We start from the raw sequence: 24,113 nt of genomic DNA on the forward strand, positions 1-24,113 counted from the left end.
GCGGTCCTCGGGCGCCCCGGTCCCACCTGCGCACCCCCAGCCCCAGGCGTCCCGGGGCCGGTCGAGCTCAGCGCAGGACGAGCTCCCCGGCCTTGGGGTCGTAGGCGACCTCGCGCTTCCCCGCCCGCATGCCCTCCAGGATCGTGTCGACCAGCGCCTGCTGGTCGTGGCCCTCCGGCAGCCGCGGCGGGCTGCCGGCGAGCGCCCGGTCGACCAGGCCGGTGTCCACGTGCGGGGGCTTGACGTCCAGCACGGTGAGCGACCGGCCGCGCAGCTCCCGGCGCAGCACCGACGCCCAGGCGGACAGTGCCGCCTTGGTGGCCGAGTACTCGGCCATCTGCAGCGTCGGGGCGTCGGCCACGATCGCCGAGAGCAGCACGACGGCGCCCCCGTCGGACAGCTGCGGCAGCGCGGCGCGCACCAGGCTCATCGGCGCCAGGGTGTTCACCGCGAAGAGCTCCTCGGTGACGGCGTCGTCGGCGTCGGCGGCCGGGCCGAAGGCCACCACCCCGGAGGCGACGACGAGGGCGTCGAGCCCGCCGAGGGCCGCGGTGGCGGTGTCCACGACCGCACGCAGGGCGGTGACGTCGACGGCGTCGGCGGCCACGGCCGGCACCCCGCCGAGGTCGGCAGCGAGCGCCTGCAGCCGGGCGTCGTCCCGGCCGGTGAGCACCAGCCGGGCACCGGCCGCGGCCAGGGACCGGGCCAGGGCACCCCCCAGCACGCCCGTCGCCCCGCTGACCAGCACCCGCGCACCCTGGATCTCCACGATTCCATCGTGCACCACCTTTCTCCCCCGGGCCCGTCCGCGGCGCTCGGGCGCCACACCGGCCCGGCAGCCGGCCGTAACCTGCCGGGGTGGCACGAGACCCGCACGACCTGGGCGAGAGCGCCCTGACCTTCCTCACCGAGCGGCACCTGGCGACGCTGACGACGCTGCGGGCCGACGGCAGCCCGCACGTGGTGCCGGTCGGCGTCACCTGGGACGCCGAGACCGCGACGGCGCGGGTGATCACCTCGGGCACGTCCCGCAAGGCGGCGCACGCGCGGGCCGGTGGCCGGGTCGCCGTCTGCCAGGTGGACGGCGCGCGCTGGCTGACCCTGGAGGGCACCGCCACCGTGCGGGACGACGCGGCGTCGGTGGCCGACGCGGTCGCCCGCTACACCCGGCGCTACCGCACCCCCCGGGAGAACCCGGCGCGGGTGGTCGTCGAGATCGCCGTCGACCGGGTGCTCGGCAACGCCTGACGCCGTGGACCTCTCCCCCGTCGACCTGACCAGCGAGGTGGTGCGTACCGCCCGGCTGGTGCTGCGGCCACCGCACCCGGACGACGCCGACGCCGTCTGGCGCGCCTGCCAGGACCCGGACGTGCAGCGCTGGATCACCGCCCTGCCGGTTCCGTACACCCGCGCGGACGCCGCGGACTTCGTCGGCGTCATCGCACCCGCGGCCCGGGCGCGGGGCACCGGCATGCTCGCCGTGGTGGAGGCCGACGGGGAGCTCGTCGGCTCGGCGGGCATCGACCGCTTCGCCGACGAGCAACTGGGCCCGGCGATCGGCTACTGGACCGCACCGCAGGCGCGCGGCCGTGGCTACGCCGCGGAGGCAGCCCGGGCGCTCGCGGACTGGGCGCTGGAACTGGGCGCGCCCCGGGTGCACCTGGTCGCCGACGTCCGGAACACGGCCTCGCAGGCGGTCGCCCGGCGGGCCGGCTTCACCCAGGAGGGCGTGCTGCGCTCCGCGCTGCCCTACCGCGACGGCACCCGCGGCGACGCCGCGATGTTCGCCCGGCTGCCCGGGGACTGACCCGGACAGCGACCCGCAGGACGCCGAACTGCCCGCAGAGATGGCCATCTCTGCGGGCAGTTCGTGTCGATCCTGGCGCGGTCTGCTCCCGCGCGTGCGGGCGGAGGACCCGTGGGGGCTAGGCGTGCGCCGCCACGGGCTCCTGGTGGGTCGCGGGCGCGGACTCGGCGGGGGCACCCAGCCGGATCAGCCCGTAGTCGTAGGCGTGCCGCCGGTAGACGACGGTCGGCTGACCGGTGTCGGCGCACTGGAAGAGGAAGAAGTCGTGCCCGACCAGCTCCATCTCGTGCAGCGCCTGGTCGACGTGCATCGGGGTGGCGGGGTGCTCCTTCTCCCGGACGATGCGCCCGGGCAGGTGCTCGTCCAGGTCGGTCACCTGCGGACCGGCGGCGGCCAGCTCCTGGTCCCGGAGCATCGCCTGCTCGGCCGAGGCCGCCTCGGCCATCGCACCGTTGAGCCGCACGCTCTCCGGCGTGCGGCGGCCGTGGTGCACCCGGCGGCGGTCGGCCGCCCGGCGCATGCGGTTCTCCAGCTTCCCGACGGCCAGGTCGGTCGCCGCCTGGAAGTCCGGGGCGCAGGCCTCGGCCCGCACCACCGGGCCCTTGCCGCGCAACGTGATCTCCACGCGCTGGCAGTTGGCCGACTGGCGTGGGTTCTTCTCGTGCAACAGCTCGACGTCGATCCGGGAGAGCTTCCCGTCGAACCTCTCGAGCTGACCGACCTTGTCCTCGACGTGCTGCCGGAAGTGTTCCGGCACCTCGACGTTGCGACCTCGGACCACGATCTCCATGAGACCTCCCTTGGGGGGTGTGATCGATCCGACGCTAGACGACCGAGCTGTGCACCGACAGTCCACCCGTCATTCCCACTCCCGCAGGGTGATCACCACGTCACCGTGGAACGGCGGGCGACGCGGGCTGCTGCGCGGCGTGGCCGCCACCACAGCAGCCAGCACAGGCCACGGCGAGCCGTGTTCCTGCGTGAGCACCCGGCTGCACTCGGCCAGCGTCGCGCCACTGGTGACGACGTCGTCCACCAGGACGAGCAGGCCCTGCCCGGCAGCCGGCCGCCCGGGGCGGGCCGGCACGAAGGAGCCGCGGAGGTTGGCCCGGCGGTCGGCGGCCGACAGGCCCGCCGAGTCCCGGCTACGGCCGCGGCGGTCCACCAGCGCCCGCACCGCGACGTCGACCCCGGCCGCGCGCAGCTCGGACGCCGCCCGCTCGGCCAGCTCCCGCACGTGCTCCCGGCCCCGGGCCCGCCGGGCGGCCGCGGTGCTCGGCACCGGCACGAGCACCACCGGGACCGCCCTCGGGTCACCGTGCTCCCCGGCACCGGGCCCCCGGACCCCGCCCTGTCCCCCGCCCTGCCCCCGGACCCCGCCCTGTCCCCCGCCCTGCCCCCGGACCCCGCCCTGCACCCCGCCCTGCCCCCGGACCCCGCCCAGCACCCCGGCGACCGCGAGCGCCAGGGCGGTGCCGAGCGGGCGGGCGAGCTCGGCCCGGCCGTGCTCCTTGAACGCCACGACCGCCGGCCGCACCGGCCCGGCGTACCGGCCCGCGGCGACGGTCGGCGGGAAGCCGGGCGGGGGGCGGCGCGGCTGGGCGAGCAGCGGCCGGGCCAGCAGCGCCGCGCACCGCCCGCAGAGCCCCGCCCCCGGGACCGCGCACCCGGCGCAGACGACCGGCAGCACGAGGTCGGCCAGCGCCGCCCAGCCGGCCGCGAGCGCACCGACCCCCCACCGCGCGGGCCCTGCTGCGTCGCGCACCCAGCCAGCCTGCCGCCGCCCCGCTCCCGGACGCGGCCGCCGGCCCGCCCTGTGCACGGCACGGCCGCCTGGGGACGACCGGCCCCGCCACCGGCTCAGAGCGGGTAGAAGGGCGCCCCGCCGGGCAGCGGCGCGGCGTCGGAGAGCAGCGCCACCCACCGGCCGCCGGACAGCCGCCACACCGAGCCGCCCGCGGTGACCAGCGGCTGCCGGCTGGGCGCGGCTGCGACCTGGGTGGGCTGGCTGGGCAGGCCCGCCAGGGTGATCTCGGCGGGGTCCCAGCCGTCCACGCCCACGCTCCACGGCGCCGTCCGGTCCGGCGCGCCCTCGGCGGCCAGCACCAGCAGGGTGGAGGCGTTGCGCCAGGCCACCGCGCTGACGCCGTCCAGGGACGGCGCCACCTGCCGCAGGTCGCGCAGCGCCACCGCGGAGTCGGTGCGCACCACGGTGCCCACCACCAGCTCCGGGCCCGCGGGGCCGGCCACGACCGCCGCGGCCCGCACGCCGTCCGGGGACAGCTGGAACGACGTCGTCGTGCCGAGCCCGGGCAGCGTGGTGGCGTCGACGACCTGGGGCGAGCCGCCCACCGGCAGCCGGATGACCTCGGTGCCGTCCCGCACCGTCCAGGCCTCCTGCCGGGTCGCCGCGGTCGTGGGCGGGGTGAACGAGGAACCCATCAGCACCGAGGCGAGGTCGCCGCCGTAGGGGCCGGTCAGCAGGCTGGGCACCGGCCCACCCCCCACCCCGACCGTGGTGGTCAGCGCGCCGGTGCGGGCGTCGGCGGAGACCGCCGCCGACGTCAGCCGGTAGGCGCCGGTGCCGGCCGGGCCGGGGGCCGGTGCACCGTCGACGGTGCGCAGCGCGCCGTCGACCAGGTAGTGCCCGACCGAGTCGACCGGTGCCGCGTCGGGGTCCAGGCCGGCCCAGTCGTCGACCGTCTGCACCTCCGGCACGTCGGTCAGCGGCGCGGGTTCGCCGTCGACGAGGACGCGCACGGACCGGATCGTCGCCAGGTCCAGCCGGTCGAGCTGGTCCAGGGACCAGACGAGCTGGGCGGACAGGTCGGCCAGCCGGCCGGGCGAGGTCGTGTCGACGCCGGTCAGGTCGACCGTCGCGGTCTGGCCGGACAGCGACACGTTGTTCCGCAGCGAGGCTCCGGCCAGGGCGTTGGTCACCCCGGCCGCCAGCGTCGGGGAGGGCCCGTCCAGCATCCGCTCGACCAGGCTGGTGGGCTGGGAGGCACCGTTGAGCAGGAACACCGGGTCGGGCACCAGCCGGTTGCCGGTGGGGTCGAGGAAGAAGGCGTCGACCTGGCTGTAGGTGCGGGTGAAGTCCGGCTCCAGGATCACCAGGCCCTCGGGCGGGTCGCTGATCCGCCACTGCCCGTCGACCTGGTCCAGGGTGAGGTCGCGGGACAGCTGTTCCCGGGCGGCGACGGTGAACGTGCCGCGCTCGTCGACGGCGCCGACCAGGTCGGCGGTCAGCTCGACCCGGCCGGTGCCGGTGGGCACGGCCGCGTACACGGAGCCGATGATCGTGGTGCTCGCGGTGTCGTCCCACTGCCCGGCGGCCTCGGGGGTGAGGAACTGCCGCGCGACCGGGTGGCCGCGGGTGGGGCTGCCGGAGGCGTCGAGGAAGCCGCGCACGACGTCCTCCGGGGAGGCCCCCGGCTGGGGCCCGAGGGCCTCGATGCCGACGGCCGGGTCGGGCGCCTCGGCCACCTGGGTGATCTGCACGGTCGCCGACTCCGACGGCACCGTGGAGCAGCCGGCCAGCAGCGCGGCCACGGCGAGCGCGCCGAGCACGGTCCGGGCCATCACGACGCACCGCCGGTGCGGCGGACCACCGCGGGGCGCAGCGGCAGCGGGGACCCGGTCAGCTCGGTGCCGGCCACCAGCGGCACGGTCAGCCGGAACTGGGCACCGGCCCGCGGCCGGCCCCACACCTGCAGCCAGCCGCCGTGCAGCCGGGCGTCCTCCAGGCTGATCGACAGCCCCAGCCCGCTGCCGCCGACGGTGCGCACCCGGCTGGGGTCGGCGCGCCAGAAGCGGTCGAACACGTGCTCGGCCTCCGTCGAGGTCAGCCCGGTGCCGTGGTCGCGGACGGTCACCGCGGCGGCGGTGCCGCTGGCCGCGACCGCGATCTCCACGGGCTTGCCGGCGCCGTGCTCGATGGCGTTGCCGATCAGGTTGCGCAGCACCCGCTGCACCCGACGGGCGTCGACCTCGGCGATGACGCCACCCGGCGGCACGCTGACCACCAGCTCGCTGCCGTGCCGCTCGGCCAGGGTGCGCATGCCGTCCACGACCCGGCCGATCAGCGTGCCGAGGTCGGCCGCCTCGGGTTCCAGGACGGCGGCCCCGGCGTCGTAGCGGCTGATCTCCAGCAGGTCGGACAGCAGGCCCTCGAAGCGGTCGAGCTCGGCGCGCAGCAGCTCGGCGGACCGGGCGACCTGGGGGTCGAAGTCGGCCCGGGCGTCGTGCAGCACGTCGGCGGCCATCGACACCGTCGTCAGCGGGGTGCGCAGCTCGTGCGAGACGTCGGAGGTGAACCGCTGCTGCAGGTGGCTCAAGCCCTCCAGCTCCTTGATCTGGCGTTGCAGGCTGTCGGCCATGGCGTTGAAGCTGGTGGCCAGCCGGGCGAGGTCGTCCTCCCCGCGCACCGCCAGCCGCTCGGTGAGGTTGCCCTCGGCCAGCCGCTGGGCGCCCCGCGCCGCGCGGCGCACCGGGTCGACCACCAGCCGGGTGACCAGCACCCCGATGCCCACGACGAACAGCGTCAGCGCCACCCCGCTGATGGCCACGGTGGTGCGCACCAGGGAGAGCGTCTCCTGCTCCTGGTCCAGCGGGAACGCGTAGTAGAGCTGCACCCGGTCCTGGCTCTGCCCGTCGGTGGGCACCGGCGCCCCGACCAGCAGGGTGGAGCGCGGTACACCGGTCTCGTCGGGCACCTGGGCGTAGCGGTAGGCCTGCGACCCCTGGTCGACGGCGGCGCGCAGGTCGCCGGGCATCGCCCCGTACAGGCCGCGCTGGCTGTCGCTGGACACCACCGACTCCCCCGCGCCGTAGACCATGACGAGGTCGAAGTCACCGGCCGAGCCGCCGCGGGTGAGCAGCTCGCGCACCGTGCGGCCCAGCGCCGAGCGCACCTCGGCGTTGTCGCCGGTGGCGATGCCGGGCACCTGGCTGCCCGCGTAGTCCACGGCCGCCAGGGACTGCTGGATGGCGGCCTCGCGCTTGACCCGCAGCAGCTGCCCGCTGATCTGGTTGAACAGCACCACGCTCACCACCAGGACGACGACGCCGGCCACGAGCATGGTGATCGCACCGACCCGCACCTGCAGGGACGCCCGCCACAGGCGCACGCCGCGACGCACCAGCACGCCCAGCAGGTCCGGGCGCAGCAGCCGGCCGCGACGGCTTGCGACGGCGGGTGACGCTGCCGGGGGCGCGCCCGCCGTCGCCGGGGCGGGTGGCCGGTCGGGGTCGACCGCGTCGGCGCCGTCCCGCACCGGCCGGTCGGAGGTGGTGCTCACGGCCGCCGGTCGGGGCCCACGGTCGCGGTGGGCGCCGGCGTCACGGCGGTCCGGCCTTGTACCCGACCCCGCGGACGGTGAGCACGACCTCGGGGCGCTCCGGGTCGCGCTCGACCTTGGCGCGCAGCCGCTGCACGTGCACGTTGACCAGCCGGGTGTCCGCGGCGTGCCGGTAGCCCCACACCTGCTCGAGCAGCAGCTCGCGGGTGAACACCTGGCGCGGCTTGCGGGCCAGCGCCACCAGCAGGTCGAACTCCAGCGGGGTGAGCGAGATGGCCACGCCGTCCCGGGTGACCTGGTGGGCGGGCACGTCGATGGTGACGTCGGCGATGGAGAGGTTCTCCGCCTGCCCGGTCTCCCCGCGGCGCAGCTGCGCCCGCACCCGGGCGACCAGCTCGACGGGCTTGAACGGCTTGGTGACGTAGTCGTCGGCGCCGGCCTCGAGCCCCTGGACGACGTCGATGGTGTCGCCCTTGGCGGTGAGCATCACGATCGGCACCGTCGACTGGGTGCGGATGTCCTGGCAGATCTGCAGGCCGTTGCGGCCGGGCAGCATCAGGTCGAGCAGCACCAGGTCGGGCCGGACCTGGTTGAAGGTGGCGACGGCGCGGTTGCCGTCGGCGACGAAGGCGGGGTCGTACCCCTCCCGCCGCAGCACGATGCCCAGCATCTCGGCCAGCGCCGCGTCGTCGTCGACGACGAGCACCCGCCCCCGACCGTGGGAGGAGCCGTTCCCGTTCGATGGTCCTGGAGGTGGCACGACCCCATTCTGCGCGACGTCGCCCACAGCACACCGCACCCGCCCGACGCGGGTGCGCCGAGCGGGTGCGGTGACACGCTGGAGAGCCCCCCCCGACCTCAGGGGCAGCGACCAACCCGGGACCGGACCGGCCCCGCGGTCGGAGGACTGGAACCGGCCCCCTTTCAGGGGCCCGCGGCGAGCTTGCGAGTCGTGGGGGGAACGGGGGTCCTCTTAGTAGCGGTAGTGGTCGCTCTTGAACGGGCCCTCGACCGGGACGCCGAGGTAGTCGGCCTGCACCTTGGTGAGCTCGGTGAGCTTGACGCCGAGGGCGTCGAGGTGGAGCCGGGCCACGTGCTCGTCGAGGTGCTTGGGCAGCACGGTGACGCCGGGGGTCTGGCCCTCGTAGGCGGCGCGGTTGTTCCACAGCTCGATCTGCGCGAGGACCTGGTTGGAGAACGAGGCGCTCATGACGAAGCTGGGGTGCCCGGTGGCGTTGCCCAGGTTCAGCAGCCGGCCCTCGGACAGCACGATGATCGTGTGGCCGTCGGCGAAGCGCCACTCGTCGACCTGCGGCTTGATGGTCGTCCGGGTGATGCCCGGGGTCTTCGCCAGGCCGGCCATGTCGATCTCGTTGTCGAAGTGGCCGATGTTGCCGACGATCGCCTGGTGCTTGGTCATCGCCAGCTGCTCGGCGGTGATGATGTTGAAGTTGCCGGTCGCCGTCACGATGATGTCGGCCTGGCCGATGGCCTCGTCCAGGGTGGTGACCTGGTAGCCCTCCATCGCCGCCTGCAGGGCGCAGATGGGGTCGATCTCGGTGATGATCACGCGGGCACCCTGCCCGCGCAGCGCCTCGGCGCAGCCCTTGCCCACGTCGCCGTAGCCGCACACCAGCGCGACCTTGCCGCCGATCATGACGTCGGTGGCCCGGTTGATGCCGTCGATCAGCGAGTGCCGGCAGCCGTAGAGGTTGTCGAACTTGCTCTTGGTGACCGAGTCGTTGACGTTGATCGCCGGGAAGAGCAGCCGGCCGTCGCGGGCGAGCTCGTAGAGCCGCATGACGCCGGTGGTGGTCTCCTCGGTGACGCCCTTGATGCCCTTGCCGATGGTGGTCCAGCGGTCGGTGGACTCGCTGAGCGAGTGGCGCAGCTCGGACAGGACGACGGCGTACTCCTCGGAGTCGGCGTCGGTGGTGTCCGGCACGGCGCCGTCGGCCTCGAAGCGGGTGCCGAGGTGCACCAGCATCGTGGCGTCGCCACCGTCGTCCAGGATCATGTTCGGGCCGACCGGGTTGCCGTGCTCGTCGGTGAAGTCGAACAGGCGCTGGGTGCACCACCAGTACTCCTCCAGCGTCTCGCCCTTCCAGGCGAAGACCGGCACGCCGGCCGGGGCCTCGGGCGTGCCCGCGCCGACGGCGATGGCCGCGGCGGCGTGGTCCTGGGTGGAGAAGATGTTGCAGGACACCCAGCGCACGTCGGCGCCGAGGGCGGTGAGGGTCTCGATCAGCACGGCGGTCTGCACGGTCATGTGCAGCGAGCCGGCGATGCGGGCGCCGGCCAGCGGCTGCTCCTCGCCGTACTCGGCGCGCAGGGCCATCAGGCCCGGCATCTCGTGCTCGGCGAGGTCGATCTCCTTGCGGCCGAAGGCGGCGAGGGAGAGGTCGGCGACCTTGAAGTCGTCGTCCTGGACGAGGGTGCGCGTGCGGGTGCTCTGGGTCATGTCGCTCCAGTGTCCTGAGCCGGCCCCGGATGGGCGGGCTCTGCGGTCGCTGATGTTCGAGCGAGCATGCCGAGGCCTCGGCGGGGCTCTACCGCCGACGAGGGTACGCCGGATCGGCACCCCGCCGGGGTCCCGGGCGTGTCACGCCCCGGCCCCCGCCGCGCTCCCGGGCGAGCGTGGGGGCGAGGACGAGGGCCTCGCCCGCCTCGGCCCTCGCACGCTCGGCCCGAGCCTCTGGGCGAGGTCTAGTGCAGGGAGGTGGTGGAGCGGTAGAGGATGGCCGGGCCACGCGCGGTGACCGGCTCGCCGGCCGGGACGAAGGCCGAGGCGCCCTGCTCGAGCTCCAGCTCGCCGTCGCGGCCGCCGAGCACCGCACGGCCCTCGGTGCAGAGCAGCAGCTGCGGCCCGGCGGTGGTGAGCGAGCCGGTGGAGGTGTCGAGCTGGACCCGGGTGAGGTCGAAGTCGTCGACCGGCACGGGGTAGCGCAGCCCGCCGGGGCCGAGGACCGGCTGCAGCACCGGGACCTTGCCGTCGGTGAAGTCGAGCACCTCGATGAGCGCCGCGAGGTCGACGTGCTTGCCGGTGAGCCCGCCGCGCAGCACGTTGTCCGAGCTGGCCATGACCTCCACGCCGGCGCCGCACAGGTAGGCGTGCAGGTTGCCGGCGGGCAGGAACACGGCCTCGCCGGGGGCCAGCCGCAGGTGGTTGCACATCAGCGAGATGACCACGCCGGGGTCGCCCGGGTAGGTCTCGGCCAGCGAGGCGGCCCAGCGGTAGGTGTTGATGAACTCCGGGTCGTGCGCGGCGACGAACGCGGCGGCCTTGCCGGCCACGGCGTTGACCAGGGACGTGCGCCGGCGCACCGACATGCCGAGCAGCTGCGGCACGGCGGCGCGCAGCCCGCCGCGGGCCAGCGAGGCGATGGTCGGCTTCAGCTCGGCGAGCTGGAGCTTGGCCAGGCAGTGCAGCGACTCCTCGACCGGCCGGAACCCGCACAGCGCCTCGACCGGGGTGATCGCGCAGAGGATCTCCGGCTTGTGGAACCGGTCCTTGAAGGTGCGCGTCGGGTCGTCGCGGGCGATGCCGGCGGCCTCCTCGGCGGCGAAGCCCGCCTCGGCCTGCGCGGTGGTGGGGTGCGCCTGCAGCGACAGCGGCCGGTCGGCGGCGAGCAGCTTCATCAGGAACGGCAGCCGGTCACCGAAGACGGTGCGCACCTGGTCACCCAGCAGCGCACCCGGCTGGTCGGCGATCGCGGCGTCGAGCGCGCGCCCGTCGGGAAGCCGGCTGGGGGCGTCCGCGTGGGCGCCCATCCACATCTCGGCGTACGGCTCCGCCGCCGGCGACGGCAGTCCGAGCATCTCGGGGATCACCGTGCGAGATCCCCACGGGTAGTGCCGGACCTCGTTCGTCAGCTGCCACATCACCGGGGAGGCTACCGGCAGGCCACTCCCGTCCCACCTGTCACGTGCGTCACGCCACCCGACCGGGTGGGTCCCCCGGGTGCCGTCCCCGCGGCACCCGACGGGACGTCGCCGACGCCGGCCCGCCCGGCCGTCAGCCCCGGCGGGCGCTGCTGCCGTGCGTGGTCTCGGCCCGGCGCAGGTCGGGTTCGAGGTAGATCACCCGGGCGGCCGGGACGGCGGCGCGCACCCGCTGCTCCGCGGCGTCGATCGCCGCGGCGATGCCCGCCGCGGTGTCGTCGTGCTCGACCTCGATCTTGGCGGCCACCAGGATCTCCTCCGGCCCCAGGTGCTGGGTGCGCATGTGGATGACCGAGCGCACGCCGCCGTCGGCCTCCAGCGCCTGCACGATCGCGCGCTGGTGGTCGGGGGTGGCCGCCTCGCCGAGCAGCAGGCTCTTGGTCTCCACGCCCAGCACCGCGGCGACGGCGATGAGCAGCAGGCCGATCAGGATGGTGCCGATCGCGTCGAAGACCGGGTTGCCGGTCAGCGTGGCCAGCCCGACGCCGAGCAGGGCGAAGAACAGGCCGGTCAGGGCCGCGGCGTCCTCCAGCAGCACCACCGGCAGCTCGGGGGCGCGGGCGTGCCGGATGAACTGCCAGTAGCTCTCCCCCGGCTTGCGCACCGCGTTGGTCTCCTTGACCGCGGTGCGCAGCGAGAAGCTCTCCAGGCCGATGGCCACCACGAGCACGCCGATCGCCCAGATCGGCGACGTCAGCTCCTCGTGCGCGGAGATCTTGTGGATCCCCTCGTACAGCGCGAAGCAGCCGCCCACGCTGAACAGCACCATCGCGACCAGGAAGCCGTAGACGTACCGGTCACGACCGAAGCCGAACGGGTGCTCGGGGGTGGCGCGGCGCCGGGAGGTCCTGCCGCCGACGAGCAGCAGCACCTGGTTGCCGGAGTCGGCGACCGAGTGGATCGCCTCGGCCAGCATCGAGGAGGCCCCGGTGACCAGGAACGCGATGAACTTGGCGGTGGCGATGCCCAGGTTGGCGCCCAGCGCCGCGATGATCGCCTTGGTGCCGCCGCCGTGCCCGCCACCGCTCTGTTCGGCACCGCCGTGCCCGCCGTCGTGCCCGCCGCCGCCGTGCCCGCCCTCGCCGTGGTCGGTCGTCATGAACGCAGTGCCCTCTCGTGGTCCAGTGCCAGGGCCAAGTAGACGGCGCTGAAGTCGACCACCGCCAGTTGGCGGGCGAGCCGGGCGAGCCTCGGTTCGAGGTCCGGGCCGGGGCCCGGGTCGGACAGGCGGCTGACCGGCACGTTCCGGTCGGTGGCTGCCCGGAGCACCTGGGCCATCGCCTCGCGGGCCGATCGGGGCTCGCGCTCGCCGCCGCCGTCGTGGTCGGCGGCACCGGAGTCGCGGATGGTCAGCAGCCGCAGCCGGCGGGCGTCGTCCTCGGCCCGGTCACGGAAGAAGTCGTCGCCGCCGGTCGGGGCCAGCGGGCCGGAGAGCACGGTGACCGCGGCCACCCGCTGGTCGGGCAGCCGGAACGTGGACACCGGGAGCCCGGCGAGCGTGGCCAGCTGGTCGGCCATCCGGGTCGCCGCGGCGCCGGCGAGCGGGCCCTCGGCGGCGATCACGGGCAGGGCGTCGAGCAGCTCCAGGGCGAGGGTCTTGCCGGGGTTGAGGTAGGACTCCCGGGACGGGCCGCACTCGCCGGCCACCTCGTCGAGGGCGGCGGCGAGCAGCTCTGTGTCGGTGACCTGCGCCGGCAGCAGGCCGAGGTCGGTGGCCAGCAGCAGCAGCGGGGTGAGCAGCGACCACAGCGTGGCGTGCCGTACCCGCGACTCCGGCAGCGCCACGTAGGGCGCCCGGGCGTTCGCGCAGGCGGCGTGCAGCGGGGCGCCGTCGGCACCGATCCCGACCAGGGCGACCCCGCGCCGGGCGGCCTCGTAGGCGGGCTGCACGGCGTACCGGCCGGCCCCGGTGCGGGTGGCCACCACCGCGATGTCGCTGGGCCCCATCCACACCGGCAGGTCCGGCCCACCGACGACGTCCACCGCGACCGGGCTGCCGGGGCCGAGCAGCGCCCGGAGCACCGACGCCGCCACCGCGCCCTCCCGGCGGGCGACGACCACCAGCCCGCGGGGCCGCCCGCCGCTGGTGACCCGCCCCAGGCCGGCCTCCTCGGTCAGCCGGGCGGACTCGCGCACCTGGGCGCCGGCCCCGGCCACCGCGGAGAGCAGCCCGCGGGGGTCGCGGGCACGCAGCAGGCCGAGGTCGTCGAGCACCTCCTCGGCCAGCTCCGGCGAGCTCATGCCGATCGACGCCGGGCTTCGTCGAGCAGCAGGACCGGGATGCCCTCGCGGACCGGGAACGCCCGGTGGCAGGTGCCGCAGACCAGCTCGCTGGCCTGCTCGTCCACCGTCAGCGGGCTGTGGTGGGTGTCCGGGCAGGCCAGGATGGCCAGCAGTGCGGGGTCCAGCCCGAGCGGTCCGGTCCCCTGGGGTGCGTTCGTCACGACCTGACCATCTCCAGTACCTCGTCGCGGATCTGTGCCATGCGGGTCTCGTCGGGCGCCTCCACGTTCAGGCGCAGCAGGGGCTCGGTGTTGCTGGCCCGGAGGTTGAACCAGGCGCCGTCCGGCAGCTGGACGGTCATGCCGTCCATGTCGTCGACGGTCACGCCGTCGCGTGCGGTGAAGGCCGCGCGCACCGCCGCCGCGGCAGCCGCCTGGTCGGCGACGGTGGAGTTGATCTCACCCGACGCCACGTACCGGCTGTACTCGGCGGTGAGCTCGGACAGCGTGCGCGGCTGCTCGCCCAGCGCGGCCAGCACGTGCATCGCGGCGAGCATGCCGGTGTCGGCGCGCCAGAAGTCACGGAAGTAGTAGTGCGCCGAGTGCTCGCCACCGAAGACGGCGTCGGTCCGGGCCATCTCCTCCTTGATGAAGGAGTGGCCCACCCGGGTGCGCACCGGCCGGCCGCCGTGCTCGGCGACGATCTCCGGCACGCCGCGGGAGGTGATCAGGTTGTGGATGATCGCCGACCCGGGCGCCTTCGCCAGCTCCCGGACGGCGACCAGCGCGGTGACCGCGGACGGGCTCACCGCCTGCCCCCGCTCGTCGACGATGAACACCCGGTCGGCGTCGCCGTCGAAGGCCAGGCCGATGTCGGCCCCGTGCTCGACCACGCCGGCCTGCAGGTCGACCAGGTTGGCCGGGTCCAGCGGGTTGGCCTCGTGGTTGGGGAAGGTGCCGTCGAGCTCGAAGTACATGGGGACGACGTCCAGCGGGAGCCCGGTCAGCACCACCGGGACGGTGAAGCCGCCCATGCCGTTGCCGGCGTCGATGACCACCTTGAGCGGGCGGCTGCCGGACAGGTCGACCAGCGAGCGCAGGAACGCCGCGTACTCCACCACGACGTCGCGGCCGGTGACCGAGCCGATCCGCCCGGGGTCGCGCTCGAACACCGAACCCTGCTCGGCCCACTCGCGGATCTGCCGCAGCCCGGAGTCCTGGCCGATCGGGGCGGCGCCGGCCCGGCACATCTTGATGCCGTTGTACTGCGCCGGGTTGTGGCTGGCGGTGAACATCGCGCCCGGCACGCCCATCGAGCCCGCGGCGAAGTACAGCATGTCGGTGGACCCCAGCCCGGCCTCCACGACGTCGACACCGCGGCCGATGACGCCCTCGGCGAAGGCCCGGGACAGCGGCACGGAGGAGTCGCGCATGTCGTGCGCGGTGACCACCGTGGTGGCGCCGCTGTCGCCGACGACGAACTCGGCGAAGGCGGCTCCGATGTCGCGGGCGACGTCCTCGTCCCACTGGTCCGGGACCACGCCCCGCACGTCGTAGGCCTTGATGATGGACGTCAGGTCTGTCACGCGGACGACCCTAGCGGCGCCGACGACACTCCTGCGTCACACCCGTGCCGGACGCCCTGCCCACCGGCTCGCGGCGGGCCCGGTCAGGAGAGGTCGGGGAGGATGCGCAGGTGCCCGCGGCGGGTGCCGCTGCCGTCGTCGGCCGGCGGCCGCTCGGGCTCGGGGCGGGCGGCCTCGCGGACCGCGTCGGCGAGGGCGAGCAGGTCGTCCCCGGTGGGTCCGGCGTCGTCGACGTCGACCTCGTGCCGGACGACCTCCCAGCCGCGGGGCACCGTGAGGCGCCCGGCGTGGAACTCGCAGAGGTCGTAGCTGTGCGGCTCGGAGTAGGTGGCCAGCGGACCCACGACGGCCATCGACTCGGCGTACACGTAGGTCAGGGTGGCCGCCGCCGGCTGCGCGCAGCCGCTGCGCGAACAGCGTCGCGACTGCCTCACCACGGGTTCCTCACGAGCAGGGACAGTAGTGCCCGATCGGCCGCGAGGGGAGGCGGCACACCGTGTGTCACGGACGGAAGTACCGCACCCCGCCCGCCCCGGCGCGGTGCGGTCGGCGGACCGTCGGCGCCGGTGGGCAGGATGGCGGCATGGGCATCGGAGCGGGCAGCGTCGTGCTGCTGGGCGGGCGCAGCGAGATCGGCCTGGAGGTCGTGACCCGACTCTGCCGCGACGGCCGCCCGGTGGTGCTGGCCGCCCGGCGGGCCGACGGGCTGGACCTCCAGGAGCAGGCGCTGCGCTCGGCCGGGGCCGGGGCGGTGCACCGCCTGGAGTTCGACGCCGACGACCTCGCCGGGCACGCCGAGGTGCTCGCCCGGGCGGTGTCGGTGGCCGGTCCGGTCGCCGTGGTCGTGCTCGCGTTCGGCGTGCTCGGCGACCAGGCCCGCGCCGAGCAGGACGCCGGGCACGCGGTGGCGGTGGTGCACACCGACTACGTGGCGCAGGTGTCCGCGCTGACCCACCTGGCCGGGCTGCTGCGCCGGCAGGGCTCGGGGCAGCTGGTGGTGTTCTCCTCGGTCGCCGGGTGGCGGGTGCGGCGGGCCAACTACGTGTACGGCTCGGCGAAGGCGGGCCTGGACGGTTTCGCCTCCGGGCTCGGCGACGCCCTGGCCGGCTCGGGGGTGGGGCTGCTGCTGGTGCGTCCGGGCTTCGTCGTCGGCCGGATGACCGAGGGCATGTCCCCGGCACCGTTCTCCAGCACCCCGGCGCAGGTGGCCGACGCGGTCGTCGCCGGCCTGCACGCCGGCCGGGAGGTCGTCTGGGTGCCGGGCCTGCTGCGCTGGGTGGCCGCGGTCATGCGGGTCACCCCGCGCCGGGTGTGGCGCCGGCTCCCCCGGTGAACGCGTCCGCGCTGCCCACTCCGCCCGGCGGCGGTCGCGGCGCGCGCCCGACCGGGGTGCGCGCCCGTAGGCTCGCCCCCGAGATGACCACTCCGCCGCGCCCCCGATCCCGCCCGCGCCGCGACCGCCACGGCCGCGGCCTGCGCGGCCGGCTGGTCCCGCCGTCGGTGCCGCTGTCGCGCAGTCGCGCGGAGCAGTTCGACGACCTGGTGCTGGACGCCGTGGAGGACCTGGAGCGCCGCTGGGAGCGGGAGCTGGCCGGGGTGGAGTTCGCCGTGGAGGACGTGCCCTGGGTCGAGCACTCCAGTCCGGACGACGTCGTCCTGGACGCCGACGTGCTGGAGGACGGGTCGGTGCCGCTGGCCCGGGTGCTGCCGGCGCACACCGAGGGCGGTCAGGAGCACCCGGCGCGGATCGTGGTCTACCGGCGCCCGCTGGAGATCCGGGCCCACGACCGGGACGACCTGGCCGACCTGGTGCGCGACGTGGTCGTCGACCAGGTCGCGGTGCTGCTCGGCCGGGACCCGGACGAGATCGACCCCTGAGGCACGCCGCCCGTCGCCGGTGGGCTCGCCGGTGCCCGGCACGAGGGCAGGACCGCCCCGGCGGCGGTACGCGCGCTCTGGACGGGGGCGTTGTCGGTGGCGGCTGCCATGCTGTGCGCCGCGACCGGCGGACGCCGGCGCTCAGGGCGACGGGGGGCTCGGCGTGCGCACGTCCCGCACCTGGTGGCTCGCCGCTGCGGTCGCCGTCGCGGTGCTCGTCGCCGGGCTCGCCGGTTGGGCGCTGCAGACCCACGAGCACCGCGCCACGGCCTCGCTGACGGTCACCCCGCGCACCGACGCCGGGGCGGACGCCACCCGGCTCGTCGCCGACCGGTACGGCACGCTCGCCGGCTCGGTCGCCACCGCCCGCGGCGCGCTCGCCCTGCTGGGGGACGACGCACCCGACGTCACCGCCGGTGAGCTCACCCAGGACGTCGAGGTCGACCGTCCCGCCGGGGGCAGCACGATCGCGGTGACCGTGACGCTGCCCGGGCGTGACGACGCCGTCGCCACCGCGAACGCGCTGGTCACCACCCTGGTCGAGCAGGGCGCCGACGAGGAGGTGGTGGCCGTGGAGGTGGCGGCCGAGGCCGTCCCGGAGAGCGCCACCGCCACCCCGGACGCCGGGGTGTGGGCCGTGTCCACCGTGCTCGTCGCGCTGGCGCTCGGCCTCGCGGCGGTGCTCCTGACCCCCTCCGGGGCCACCCGACCTCGGGCTACGGAGCCCGCACCGGTGCCGGTCGAGCCGCCGGCGCCCGAGCCGGCGACGGAGCTGCACGACGACCTGCCGGCCTTCCGTGACCACCCGCCGGGCTCGCCGGTGGCCGGCGGCTCGGCGGGCGCGACTGCCCCTCGGGGCGGCGTCGCCTCCGCGAGCGGCAGCCTCCTCCCGGGCGGCGTCCACACCGCGAGCCAGCCCCTCCCCCCGAGCGGCGCCCTCCCCGCGAGCGGCGCACTCCCCACGAGCGGCTCCCTCCCCCCGAGCCAGGTCCTCTCCACGAGCGACGCCGCCCCGGCGGACCGGCCGGGCGAGCCGGCACCGGGCAGGGGCGGGTCGACGGCCCGGCCGGGCCCACGGCACGCGGTGACCAGGGCCGGTCTGGGCACCGCCCTGGTGGTCACCGGGCTGGTGCTGGCCGGCACTGCCGTGACCACCGCCGCGCTGGTCCGGGACGACGACGCGGCCCGGGCCCAGCAGGACGAGCCGCGCGGTGAGCCGGCAGGCGACGGGCGTGCGGCGGAGCCCCGGGCGGCGGACCGCCCGGGGTCCGGGGCAGGCGCTGCCTCCCCGAGCGCGGCGGAGCTCGTCCCGGTGGCGGCGGGGGCGCTGGCCGGGGTCTCCGTGCCGGTCGGCACCGCCGGCCGGGTCGCGCGGGCCGTGTTCGGTGGCGTGGTGCTGGAACGCCGGCCCGTCGGGGTGACCGTCACCTACCCCCTGCTCAGCGTGAGCAGCGACGGCGAGCGGGCGTTGGCGCACCTGCAGCTGCCCACCTACAACTGCTTCGGCAACGCGGCCCCGGCCGACCCGGTCGCCGGGGGCTGCGCCCGCTCCACCCCCGAGTACGCCGACGCCGCTGCCGACGTCGCCCTCGCCGGCGACCGGCTCACCGTCGCGGCGGTGCTGCCCACCTACACCCGCCCGGCCGGGCAGCCGCCGCAGTACACCGGCCGCAGTTACGAGGTCTCGGCGAGCCTGCAGGCCACCGTCGAGCTGGCGCCCGGGATGGCCGCGGCCACGGGCGAGCTGCGGCTGGGCGCCGAGTCCGCCGGCACGGTGCCCGACGGTCTGAACGTCCTCCTCGGCCCGGGCTGACCCGCCCCCGGCCGGGGAGGCGGCACGGGGCAGGTCAGCGGCGGGCGGAGACGAACAGACCCGACCGCGCGTCCAAGCCGACGACCGGCGCACCCCGCTCGGTGCGCAACCCGCCGACGTCGCTGGTCCCCCACCAGGGCCAGCGGTCGTCGCCGTCGAGGAGCGTGAGCAGCACCGCATCGGGGCGGGCCGGGTCGCCGACCACCGCCACCTCGAGCTGGCCGATCGCCACGTGCAGCCGGGCGGCGGCAGGCAGGAAGACCCGGGCGGCCGGGTCGGCCACCCGGGACAGGACGGCGGGCAGCACGAGCTCCAGCCGGGCGGGGTCGGTGCTGCGCGTGACGGGCCCGACCGTGTCGAGCTCGTCGACCAGCCGCGCGCTGCGGGAGGTCGAGTGCGCGGCGGTGTCGAGCCGGGCCGCGAGGTGACGCACGGTCGGGTCGCCCAGCGGCAGGCCGCGGAAGCACAGCCGCCACGGCCCGCGCAGGGAGTCGAGCAGGTCCAGCAGGCCGCCGGCGAGCTGCGCCGCGACGTCGTCGTCCCGGGCCAGCAGGCGGGCCGGCGGGCGCCCGGCCGGGAGCGGGCCGGCGTCCTGGCCGAGCAGTCCGACGACGGTCACCGGGCCGGTGCGGCGCAGGGTGACCAGCGCGAGCCCGTCCGGGCCGGCGCGGCGCGGGCCTCCGGCAACCTGGTCCACCAGCACGGCGACGGGCCGGCGGCGCGACCACCGGCGGGCGGTGTGCACCGCCGCGGTCAGCCAGGGCGCCCGGGCCGGGACCGGGGCGGCCAGCCGGCCCATCAGCGGTGCCGCTGCACGGACCTCGCGGAGGACCGGGGCGCGGCCGGTGACGGAGCGGATGGGCACCGGCTCACCTCACCACGCTCACGCTGCGTCCGTGCGCTCCGGCGCCGCCCGTCAGGGGCGGCCGGGCCGGCGCGGGGCGGCAGGACGCGGGTCGATCAGGTGGGGCGGGAGCTCAGACGGCGCGACGGCGCAGGCGGCGGCGCTCACGCTCGGACAGGCCGCCCCAGATGCCGAAGCGCTCGTCATTCTCCAGCGCGAACTCCAGGCACTCGGTCTTGACCTCGCAGCCGGTGCAGATCTTCTTGGCCTCGCGCGTGGAGCCGCCCTTCTCGGGGAAGAACGCCTCGGGGTCGGTCTCGGCGCACAGGGCGCGCTCCTGCCAGCTCTGCTCGTCGCCCTCGAAGGCGGCGGCGAAGCCGACGACGTCGGCCAGGCCGGCGCCGTAGGCGGCCATGCCCGAGCCGTAGGCGGCCAGGTCCCGCTCAGCCGCTCGCTCGGTGTTGCTCACGTACTCGCTCATCCACGAAACCTCGCCCATGACGATGCGCCCCTTCGCTCTCGTCCCACCAGCGCGTACCCGGGTGCTCCCGGGTTGCCAGCCGGCGATGACATCGAGGGAATTACACGCGTGTCGTTGACAGGGCGTCAACTCACCCAGGTGTAACGCTGAGCGACTCCCGTCCCACTCGTCACTCTTCGTCGTCGGTGAGTCACACCAGTAACCAACACGCCGCCCGTGCCGTGGACATGTGCCGACAGCTCCCGGCCAGTTTCGTACACATCGTCACGCACCGAGGTCGCTCGCGTGCGCTGCACCAGGGCCGCGCCGGGCGACATGTGCCATGTCCCACCGCGCAGAACAGGCAGTTCCGGGCGTTTGCAGGCAGCTCCGGCGTGTGACCGTGGCGCCCTCCCACCCGGAGCGCCGACGCTCGACCGGCGGTGCTCCTGCCGCCCCGGCGGGCGGACCCGCCGGTGGTGCGGGGCACCATGTCCGACGTGCGCATCGTGGTCCTGGCAGGTGGCGTCGGCGGCGCCCGTTTCCTCCGTGGGGTGCGGGCAGCCGTCCCGGACGCGGAGGTGACGGCCGTGGTCAACACCGGCGACGACGTCACCCTGCACGGGCTGCGGATCTGCCCCGACCTGGACACGGTGATGTACACCCTCGGCGGCGGCATCGACGGCGAGCGCGGCTGGGGCCGGCTGGACGAGAGCTGGACGGTGAAGGAGGAGCTCGCCGCCTACGGTGCCGAACCGACCTGGTTCGGTCTCGGCGACCGCGACCTGGCCACCCACCTGGTCCGCACCCGCATGCTGGACGCCGGCTACCCGCTGTCCCAGGTGACCGCGGCGCTGGCCGAGCGCTGGCAGCCCGGCGTCACCCTGCTGCCGATGAGCGACCAGCGGGTGGAGACGCACGTGCTCGTCACCGACCCGGACACCGGCCGGCGGCAGGCGATCCACTTCCAGGAGTGGTGGATCCGGCACCGCGCCGCGCTCGACCCGCACGGCTTCGTCCAGGTCGGGGTGGACGACGCCCGGCCCGCACCCGGCGTGGCCGAGGCCTTCGCGGCCGCCGACGCCGTCCTGCTGGCGCCGTCCAACCCGGTGGTGAGCATCGGGACCGTGCTCGGCGTGCCGGGGCTGCGCCCGGCGCTGCTGGCCACGCCGGCCCGGGTCGTCGGGCTGTCCCCCATCGTGGGGGGCAGCGCCGTGCGCGGCATGGCCGACCGCTGCCTGCCGGCCCTCGGGGTCGAGGTCAGCGCCGAGGGCGTGGGCCGGCACTACGGGGCCCGGTCCGCCGAGGGCCTGCTCGACGCGTGGCTGGTGCACTCCGGGGACACCGCGGACGTGCCCGGCGTCGACGTGCGGGCGGTGCCCCTGCTGATGCACTCGCCCGAGGCGACCCGCGCCATGGCCCGGGCCGCCCTGGACGCCGCCGGTGTCTGAACTCCCCGGCCCCCGGGCCGCGGAGCCACCCGCGGGCATCTCGGTGCACCCCGTCCGGGGCCTGCCCGAGTTCGCTCCCGGGAACGACCTGGCCGCGGCGGTCGCCGGCGCGGCGCCGTGGCTGCGCGACGGCGACGTCGTGGTGGTGACGTCGAAGGTGGTGTCCAAGGTCGAGGGCGCGCTGGTGCACGTCGAGCCGGGCGCCGACCGGGAGGTGGTGCGCCAGCGCGCCATCGACGAGCAGACGGTGCGCGTGGTGGCCCGGCGGGGGCCGCTGAAGATCGTGGAGACCCGGCACGGCTGGGTGGTCGCGGCCGCCGGCATCGACGCCTCCAACGTCGCCGCGGACACCCTCGTCCTGCTCCCGGCCGACTCCGACGCCTCCGCGCGGGCGCTGCGCGGCCGGCTGGCCGCGCTGCTGGGGGTCGACGTCGCCGTCGTGGTGAGCGACACCTTCGGCCGGACCTGGCGGGAGGGGCTGACCGACGTCGCGGTCGGCTCGGCCGGGGTGCCCGCCCTGGTCGACCACCGCGGCGCGGTCGACCGGCACGGCAACCGGCTGGAGACCACCCAGGTCGCGCTGGTGGACGAGCTGGCCGCGGCCGCGGACCTGGTGAAGGGCAAGCTGGACGGCGTCCCGGTGGCGGTGGTCCGCGGGCTGCGGTCCACCCCGCCGGCCGAGGACGCCGGCACCCGGCCACTGGTGCGCCTGGGTCCCGGCGACCTCTTCGCCACCGGCACCCGCGACGTGGTGGCCTCGCGCTCCCCGGCCACCGGCGCGCTGGAGCCCGACCCCCGTGCCCACGCCGCGGTCACCGAGGCGTTCCGGGTGGCCAGCGCCGCCCTCGGCGACTTCCCCGTGGTGCTCCGGCACGGCAGCGAGGACGACGGCGTCGTCGACGTGCACCTGCCGGCGGTCGGCACCACGCAGTCGGCCCTGGCGCTGGGGGCGGTGCTGGGGGCGACGGTGGTCCAGCTGCACACCGAGGGCTGGGCGACCCGGTGGGAGCCCACCGGCGCCGGCACGACCCTGGTGGGCCGGCTGCACGTGGGGCGCGCCCCCGCCTGACGGGCCGTGGCACCGTCCTCCCGCTGAGCGACGGCGCCGCTGGACGGTGCCCGGCTGACAGGTGCGCTCCGTATCGTCGTCCTCTCGGTCGCGCCCCGGACGCGGCCCGCCGACGTGAGGACGAGGTGTGGACGAGCGGGACGGACGGCAGGAACCGACCGACGGGCGGCGTCTGCCGCCGCGCCTGGACCCGCGTGCCGGCCGGCCCTCGCGCCGGGACGCCGAGCCCGCCGCGCGGGCCGGCGGTGAGCGGGCCGCCCACGGTGCTCCTCGGCACGGGGGTGCCCAGCGGCCGCCACGGACCGCCGCGGCCCGCGCCGCGCTGGTCGCCCGCGTCGTCGCCGCGGTGATGTCGCTGGTGCTGCTGGGCACCGGCGGCTGGGGCTGGTACCTGGCCCGGGTGGCCGAGGCGTCGCTGGCCCGGACGGACGCCATCCCCGCCGACGGCAACACCGAGAGCGACGAGGCCGCGGCCGCCGGCGAGGCCACCAACCTGCTGCTGGTCGGCAACGACAGCCGCTCGGGGATCTCCGCCGAGCAGGCGCAGCAGTACAGCACCGGCATCGACTCCGGCATCAACACCGACACGATGATCCTGATGCACATCCCGGCCAGCGGGGCGGCGGCGTCCTTCGTGTCGTTCCCGCGCGACTCCTACGTCGACATCCCGGGCCACGGCATGGACAAGCTGAACTCGGCCTACGCCTACGGCTACGCCGCCGCGCCGGAGGGGGCCACCGAGACCGCCCGCGAGGCCGCCGGCGCGCAGCTGCTGATCCGCACGATCAGCCAGCTGTCCGGCCTGCAGATCGACCACTACGCCGAGGTCGACCTGCTCGGCTTCGTCAACCTGTCCACGATCGTGGGCGGCGTCGAGGTCAACCTGTGCAAGGCCGTGGACGACTCGGAGTTCTCCGGCGCGGTCTTCCCGGCCGGCGTGCAGACGATCACCGGCGCCGACGCGCTGAAGTTCGTCCGCCAGCGCCACGGGCTGCCCGGCGGCGACTTCGACCGCATCGTGCGCCAGCAGGTCTACCTGTCCGGCGTGATCCGCAACATCCTCAGCCAGAACGTGCTGCTCAGCCCCTCCAAGCAGCGGGCGCTCGTCGACGCGGCGGCGTCCTCGGTGGTCGTGGACCAGGACCTCGACCTGCTGTCGCTGGCCGCGCAGCTGCAGTCGGTGTCGCTGGGGGCCATCGACTTCCAGACCATCCCCTCGGTGGGCGACGGTCGGGACGACCAGGGCCGGTACATCCTGGAGCTGCAGGACGAGCAGGTGCTGCACACCTGGTTCGCCAACCTGACCGCCAGCACCGACGCCGAGGGCGGCGAGGCCCCGGCCGCGCCCGCCGCACCGGCGACGGTGGCCCCGGCCGACGTCCCGGTCGGGGTCTACAACGGCTCGGGCACCTCGGGCCTGGCCGCGAAGACCAGTGCGGAGCTGACCGCCGCCGGCTTCCCGGTGACCGCGACCGCGAGCGCCGTCTCCCAGGACTACACGACCACCGAGATCCGCTACGCCGCCGGCGACGAGGCCCTGGCGAACACGCTGCTGGCGTCGGTGCCCGGTGCGGTGCTGAGCGTCGACGACGGCGTCGAGTCCGGGACGGTGCAGCTGGTGCTGGGCAGCGACTTCAACGGCATCGGCCAGCCGGTCAGCGCGCCGGCCCCCGCCGGTGGGGTGACGTCGACCACCGACGAGCGCACCGCCGCGGACACCACCTGCATCAACTGACACCCA

General features: G+C 75.8%; 23 protein-coding genes. 8 read left to right on the forward strand and 15 right to left on the reverse strand.

Translation table 11 applies throughout. The features are described 5' to 3' along the window. Nucleotides 1-67: 67 nt before the first annotated feature. Nucleotides 68-769 (reverse strand): SDR family NAD(P)-dependent oxidoreductase, encoded by a 702-nt coding sequence (locus G1H19_RS00815; RefSeq protein WP_162393421.1) that lies wholly within the window; start codon nt 767-769, stop codon nt 68-70. A gap of 89 nt (nt 770-858) precedes the next feature. On the opposite strand from G1H19_RS00815, the gene G1H19_RS00820 reads away from it, so the two are divergent. Then, nucleotides 859-1,248: a pyridoxamine 5'-phosphate oxidase family protein gene (locus tag G1H19_RS00820; RefSeq protein WP_162393420.1), complete on the forward strand. Its 390-nt coding sequence runs from the start codon at nt 859-861 to the stop codon at nt 1,246-1,248. Nucleotides 1,249-1,252: 4 nt separating this feature from the next. Further along, a complete protein-coding gene (locus G1H19_RS00825) occupies nt 1,253-1,807 on the forward strand; it encodes a GNAT family N-acetyltransferase (protein WP_202925999.1) in 555 nt (184 codons plus the stop codon). Nucleotides 1,808-1,925: 118 nt separating this feature from the next. Here the strand turns inward: G1H19_RS00825 and hpf are convergent, their stop codons facing one another. The 12 genes from hpf to G1H19_RS00885 form a co-directional block, all read right to left on the reverse strand. Next, nucleotides 1,926-2,597 (reverse strand): ribosome hibernation-promoting factor, HPF/YfiA family, encoded by a 672-nt coding sequence (gene hpf, locus G1H19_RS00830; protein ID WP_152731293.1) that lies wholly within the window; start codon nt 2,595-2,597, stop codon nt 1,926-1,928. A gap of 69 nt (nt 2,598-2,666) precedes the next feature. After that, a complete protein-coding gene (locus tag G1H19_RS22430) occupies nt 2,667-3,572 on the reverse strand; it encodes a ComF family protein (RefSeq protein WP_202925998.1) in 906 nt (301 codons plus the stop codon). Nucleotides 3,573-3,667: 95 nt separating this feature from the next. Beyond that, on the reverse strand, nt 3,668-5,389 hold the full coding sequence (locus G1H19_RS00840; RefSeq protein WP_152731292.1) for an LpqB family beta-propeller domain-containing protein: 1,722 nt from the start codon (nt 5,387-5,389) through the stop codon (nt 3,668-3,670). Continuing rightward, a complete protein-coding gene (gene mtrB, locus G1H19_RS00845; protein WP_235928277.1) occupies nt 5,389-7,107 on the reverse strand; it encodes an MtrAB system histidine kinase MtrB in 1,719 nt (572 codons plus the stop codon). The genes G1H19_RS00840 and mtrB overlap by 1 nt, the downstream gene beginning before the upstream one ends. A gap of 40 nt (nt 7,108-7,147) precedes the next feature. Further along, the gene (gene mtrA / locus G1H19_RS00850; RefSeq protein ID WP_456071374.1) at nt 7,148-7,813 is read right to left on the reverse strand and encodes an MtrAB system response regulator MtrA; all 666 of its coding nucleotides are present in this window, start codon (nt 7,811-7,813) and stop codon (nt 7,148-7,150) included. 267 nt (nt 7,814-8,080) lie between these two features. Further along, nucleotides 8,081-9,568: an adenosylhomocysteinase gene (gene ahcY, locus G1H19_RS00855; RefSeq protein ID WP_152731291.1), complete on the reverse strand. Its 1,488-nt coding sequence runs from the start codon at nt 9,566-9,568 to the stop codon at nt 8,081-8,083. A gap of 245 nt (nt 9,569-9,813) precedes the next feature. Next, nucleotides 9,814-10,989 (reverse strand): mannose-6-phosphate isomerase, class I, encoded by a 1,176-nt coding sequence (gene manA / locus G1H19_RS00860; protein WP_152731290.1) that lies wholly within the window; start codon nt 10,987-10,989, stop codon nt 9,814-9,816. Between the two features lie 133 nt (nt 10,990-11,122). Next, the gene (locus tag G1H19_RS00865) at nt 11,123-12,148 is read right to left on the reverse strand and encodes a cation diffusion facilitator family transporter (protein WP_152731289.1); all 1,026 of its coding nucleotides are present in this window, start codon (nt 12,146-12,148) and stop codon (nt 11,123-11,125) included. Continuing rightward, entirely contained in the window at nt 12,145-13,290 is a 1,146-nt protein-coding gene (locus G1H19_RS00870; protein ID WP_152731288.1) for an SIS domain-containing protein, read from the reverse strand. The genes G1H19_RS00865 and G1H19_RS00870 overlap by 4 nt, the downstream gene beginning before the upstream one ends. Continuing rightward, nucleotides 13,287-13,493 (reverse strand): Trm112 family protein, encoded by a 207-nt coding sequence (locus tag G1H19_RS00875; RefSeq protein WP_162393418.1) that lies wholly within the window; start codon nt 13,491-13,493, stop codon nt 13,287-13,289. The genes G1H19_RS00870 and G1H19_RS00875 overlap by 4 nt, the downstream gene beginning before the upstream one ends. After that, nucleotides 13,490-14,857 carry a phosphomannomutase/phosphoglucomutase gene (locus G1H19_RS00880; protein WP_162393417.1) on the reverse strand — a complete coding sequence of 456 codons (1,368 nt, stop codon included), beginning with the start codon at nt 14,855-14,857 and terminating at the stop codon, nt 13,490-13,492. The genes G1H19_RS00875 and G1H19_RS00880 overlap by 4 nt, the downstream gene beginning before the upstream one ends. Nucleotides 14,858-14,940: 83 nt before the next feature. Next, nucleotides 14,941-15,291 (reverse strand): DUF3499 domain-containing protein, encoded by a 351-nt coding sequence (locus G1H19_RS00885; protein ID WP_162393416.1) that lies wholly within the window; start codon nt 15,289-15,291, stop codon nt 14,941-14,943. Nucleotides 15,292-15,440: 149 nt separating this feature from the next. Here G1H19_RS00885 and G1H19_RS00890 point away from each other — a divergent pair, with 149 nt between their 5' ends. The 3 genes from G1H19_RS00890 to G1H19_RS00900 all read left to right on the forward strand — a co-directional run bounded on the left by G1H19_RS00890 (nt 15,441) and on the right by G1H19_RS00900 (nt 18,548). Continuing rightward, on the forward strand, nt 15,441-16,190 hold the full coding sequence (locus G1H19_RS00890; RefSeq protein WP_152731287.1) for an SDR family NAD(P)-dependent oxidoreductase: 750 nt from the start codon (nt 15,441-15,443) through the stop codon (nt 16,188-16,190). Nucleotides 16,191-16,273: 83 nt separating this feature from the next. Continuing rightward, nucleotides 16,274-16,735, forward strand: coding sequence for a metallopeptidase family protein (locus G1H19_RS00895; protein ID WP_152731286.1), 462 nt, complete (start codon nt 16,274-16,276; stop codon nt 16,733-16,735). Nucleotides 16,736-16,898: 163 nt separating this feature from the next. After that, nucleotides 16,899-18,548: a hypothetical protein gene (locus G1H19_RS00900; protein ID WP_152731285.1), complete on the forward strand. Its 1,650-nt coding sequence runs from the start codon at nt 16,899-16,901 to the stop codon at nt 18,546-18,548. Between the two features lie 34 nt (nt 18,549-18,582). Here the strand turns inward: G1H19_RS00900 and G1H19_RS00905 are convergent, their stop codons facing one another. Continuing rightward, a complete protein-coding gene (locus tag G1H19_RS00905; protein ID WP_162393415.1) occupies nt 18,583-19,413 on the reverse strand; it encodes a hypothetical protein in 831 nt (276 codons plus the stop codon). 112 nt (nt 19,414-19,525) lie between these two features. Then, on the reverse strand, nt 19,526-19,873 hold the full coding sequence (locus G1H19_RS00910) for a WhiB family transcriptional regulator (protein ID WP_268895164.1): 348 nt from the start codon (nt 19,871-19,873) through the stop codon (nt 19,526-19,528). 470 nt (nt 19,874-20,343) lie between these two features. On the opposite strand from G1H19_RS00910, the gene cofD reads away from it, so the two are divergent. The 3 genes from cofD (at nt 20,344) to G1H19_RS00925 (ending at nt 24,107) form a co-directional block, all read left to right on the forward strand. Then, nucleotides 20,344-21,303, forward strand: coding sequence for a 2-phospho-L-lactate transferase (gene cofD, locus G1H19_RS00915; protein WP_152731283.1), 960 nt, complete (start codon nt 20,344-20,346; stop codon nt 21,301-21,303). After that, entirely contained in the window at nt 21,296-22,372 is a 1,077-nt protein-coding gene (locus G1H19_RS00920; RefSeq protein WP_162393413.1) for a coenzyme F420-0:L-glutamate ligase, read from the forward strand. The genes cofD and G1H19_RS00920 overlap by 8 nt, the downstream gene beginning before the upstream one ends. Nucleotides 22,373-22,499: 127 nt before the next feature. Continuing rightward, nucleotides 22,500-24,107, forward strand: coding sequence for an LCP family protein (locus G1H19_RS00925; protein WP_328726541.1), 1,608 nt, complete (start codon nt 22,500-22,502; stop codon nt 24,105-24,107). The last annotated feature ends 6 nt before the right edge of the window (nt 24,108-24,113 follow it).

Source organism: Goekera deserti, assembly GCF_010685995.1.
Lineage (GTDB): Bacteria > Actinomycetota > Actinomycetes > Mycobacteriales > Geodermatophilaceae > Goekera > Goekera deserti.

Coding starts and splice junctions, on each gene's coding strand:
- hpf (WP_152731293.1), bottom strand. CDS start 2,597: ATGGAGATCGTGGTCCGAGGTCGCAACGTCGAGGTGCCGGAACACTTC.
- G1H19_RS00840 (WP_152731292.1), bottom strand. CDS start 5,389: ATGGCCCGGACCGTGCTCGGCGCGCTCGCCGTGGCCGCGCTGCTGGCC.
- ahcY (WP_152731291.1), bottom strand. CDS start 9,568: ATGACCCAGAGCACCCGCACGCGCACCCTCGTCCAGGACGACGACTTC.
- manA (WP_152731290.1), bottom strand. CDS start 10,989: ATGTGGCAGCTGACGAACGAGGTCCGGCACTACCCGTGGGGATCTCGC.
- G1H19_RS00865 (WP_152731289.1), bottom strand. CDS start 12,148: ATGACGACCGACCACGGCGAGGGCGGGCACGGCGGCGGCGGGCACGAC.
- G1H19_RS00870 (WP_152731288.1), bottom strand. CDS start 13,290: ATGAGCTCGCCGGAGCTGGCCGAGGAGGTGCTCGACGACCTCGGCCTG.
- G1H19_RS00890 (WP_152731287.1), top strand. CDS start 15,441: ATGGGCATCGGAGCGGGCAGCGTCGTGCTGCTGGGCGGGCGCAGCGAG.
- G1H19_RS00895 (WP_152731286.1), top strand. CDS start 16,274: ATGACCACTCCGCCGCGCCCCCGATCCCGCCCGCGCCGCGACCGCCAC.
- G1H19_RS00910 (WP_268895164.1), bottom strand. CDS start 19,873: ATGAGCGAGTACGTGAGCAACACCGAGCGAGCGGCTGAGCGGGACCTG.
- cofD (WP_152731283.1), top strand. CDS start 20,344: ATGTCCGACGTGCGCATCGTGGTCCTGGCAGGTGGCGTCGGCGGCGCC.